This window comes from Escherichia sp. KCJ4928 (genome assembly GCF_004352695.1).
Lineage (GTDB): Bacteria > Pseudomonadota > Gammaproteobacteria > Enterobacterales > Enterobacteriaceae > ECMA0423.
The window spans coordinates 1-2,939 of sequence record NZ_SJWV01000309.1; the positions used below are offsets into that span (position 1 = coordinate 1).

Annotated in this window: 2 protein-coding genes and 1 pseudogene; all 3 read right to left on the reverse strand. The window is 45.5% G+C overall.

Annotated features, from left to right (window positions below; genetic code table 11):
- Positions 1 to 746, reverse strand: a pseudogene (locus tag E0D98_RS22975) (ABC transporter ATP-binding protein); the annotation flags it as partial.
- Positions 746 to 1,429, reverse strand: coding sequence for a lasso peptide biosynthesis B2 protein (locus E0D98_RS22980; protein ID WP_044804913.1), 684 nt, complete (start codon positions 1,427 to 1,429; stop codon positions 746 to 748). The gene E0D98_RS22980 and the pseudogene E0D98_RS22975, both read right to left, overlap by 1 nt.
- Positions 1,430 to 1,523: 94 nt before the next feature.
- A protein-coding gene (locus E0D98_RS22985; protein ID WP_154736035.1) for an IS3 family transposase occupies positions 1,524 to 2,752 on the reverse strand; the annotation gives its coding sequence in 2 pieces (ribosomal slippage) (positions 1,524 to 2,437 and positions 2,437 to 2,752; 1,230 coding nt in all).
- Positions 2,753 to 2,939 lie beyond the last annotated feature (187 nt).

Here is a 2,939-nt window from a genome sequence, read left to right on the forward strand (position 1 = left end):
TTAACATACTGATTAAGAATTTCCTGGCGAAGAACTCTTTCTTTTGCATGAGCTGAATTAATTCGGATATCCAACGGCATGGCAAGTCGCTCAATCGTATAAGAATACACCCCATTCTGAGCATTCATTATATCGGTATGGATATGACGACTAAAGATCGCTATGCTGAAGGCAAGAAAAATCATACCTATAACAGAAATTGAGAAAATAAGTGAATAAGTAAAACCCAGACTCTGATAAAGAAAATAAACAGCCATACTGATTTCTACAGTAATTGGGAGTAGTGTCCAGAAAACAGATAATGTCAGCGCACTGAATGATTGCGCGCCACGATCAATATTTGCAGCCAGGACCGCCGGCTCAAATTCCTTTTGTTTCCGGAAACTAATAGAAAGTAAAATCTCCATCGTGTTACTGGTTAGTGCTGCATCTGCTTGTGCCAGAATTCCCGCAGAAAAAATGCCTCTGATATTCTTCAGTACTTCGGTCACTGTCCAGCTGACGGCGTAGGTCATTGTGATCAGGAAAAATGCAGATAGTATCCCTTCAGAGAAAGTATACGCCTCCGCTGTCTTTTTGAGCAGATAAGGAAGTAATGCACCAAGAACCGAAGCCAGAATAAAGAGAATGGACACACCGATAAAAGAAAATGTGAATGCGGGATACAGTGAGCGTATGAGCTTGTAGGCCGAAGAGTAAGCACTTGCCCCTGATTTTAATTCACAAATGACATTTTTTATTTTCATTATCCCACTCTAATTATTGGTGTAAGTTTTGTTTTCAGGTTATCTTGATCTGCAACCACTTCATTATCAATTTCCAGCCATGCATGAGAAAGAAAATCATAGCGCTGGAATCCAATAAATAATGTGGGACTGATTTTTCTTGACACTAACATGTCGAACAAAACAAGTGAAAACTCAAGGCATTTAACCTTGCCCGGGATAAACGGTGCCGCAATTTTAATACTCTGGCTCAACTTCTGCCCAATAATTAATTTATCTTTCAGGGAAATGTACGGAAAACTCTTCTGGCTAAGCGCACAACGACAATGCTCAAGGCAATGGTGAAAACCCTTTGACTGGAGACGTTTTCGGACAAGAATCATTCTCATTATTGCTTCAGCGATATAAAAAAAACTGGCAATACCCAACCGAGTGCTGACATAACTGTTCCAGGTCAATATACCAACCCCCTGAGGAGACGGAGTACTCTTTGCCAAAGGAGTACCCGACTCCTTAGAAATTATACCTTCCAGGTTCATTGTATCACCGACATAATTATGAGAACCATCACTCATATACTCTTTTAAGAGAATTGATTGCTTTTCTGAAAGAAGGATATAACGATCAGATATCTCATCAAGGATAGTTATTTCATTATTAATATTGACATGATGTATATTCGGCTTAAAGTAGAATGAAGTCATTATAAATATCCTTCAAAGATAAGTTCTGCAGCAATTAATTTCATAAGAATAAAACTGACTCCACCGATGCCATGAGAACTTGTTGGATTTGCCCCTATATTTCCAGACACCTGTTATCACTTAACCCATTACTGGCCTGCTGCCGCAGATATTCCCGTGGCGAGCGATAACCCAGTGCACTATGCGGATGCCATTCGTTATAATGCTCGAACGCCTCTGCAAGGTTCTTTGCTGCCGTTAACCCGTCTGGTTTAGGCATGATACTGATGTAGTCACGCTTTATCGTTTTCACGAAGCTCTCTGCTATGCCGTTACTCTCCGGACTCCGCACCGCCGTGTTCTTCGGTTCAAGCCCCAACATCCGGGCAAACTGCCGTGTTTCATTAGCCCGGTAGCATGAACCATTATCCGTCAGCCACTCTACTGGAGACGCCGGAAGCTCGTTGCCGAAGCGGCGTTCCACCGCTCCCAGCATTACGTCCTGTACTGTTTCACTGTCGAAGCCGCCCGTAGTGACTGCCCAGTGCAGTGCCTCACGGTCACAGCAGTCCAGCGCGAACGTGACTCGCAGTTTTTCTCCGTTATCACAGCGGAACTCGAACCCGTCAGAGCACCATCGTTGATTGCTTTCTTTCACGGCCACTTTGCCAGTATGTGCCCGTTTCGATGGCGGTACAGCGGTTTTTCGCTCAAGCAACAGCGCATTCTGGCGCATGATCCGGTAAACACGTTTGGCATTGATCGCAGGCATACCATCAAGTTCGGCCTGTCTGCGAAGCAGCGCCCATACCCGACGATAACCATACGTGGGCAGCTCTCCGATAACATGGTGTATACGGAGAAGCACATCCGTATCATCTGAGTGACGGCTGCGGCGACCATCTTTCCAGTCATCGGTTCGTCTGAGAATTACGTGCAACTGCGCACGCGACACCCGGAGACAACGGCTGACTAAGCTTACTCCCCATCCCCGGGCAATAAGGGCGCGTGCGCTATCCACTTTTTTGCACGCCCGTATTCAACGGCTTCTTTAAGGAGTTCATTTTCCATCGTTTTTTTGCCGAGCAGGCGCTGGAGTTCTTTAATCTGCTTCATGGCAGCAGCAAGTTCAGAGGCAGGAACGATCTGCTCTCCTGCGGCCACAGCAGTAAGACTTCCCTCCTGGTATTGCTTGCGCCAGAGAAATAACTGGCTGGCTGCCACACCGTGTTGCCGGGCAACAAGGGAGACCGTCATTCCCGGTTCAAAACTCTGCTGAACAATAGCGATCTTTTCCTGTGTAGTACGCCGTCTGCGTTTCTCCGGTCCTAAGACATCAATCATCTGCTCTCCAATGACTAGTCTAAAAACTAGTATTAAGACTATCACTTATTTAAGTGATATTGGTTGTCTGGAGATTCAGGGGGCCAGTCTACTTGTTTCTATTGCTCGCTCTACCCCCTCCAGGTTTAACAAACCGTGTGTCGCGAACTGCCCATGGCGCAGAAGATTAATAACACGGTCCTTATTA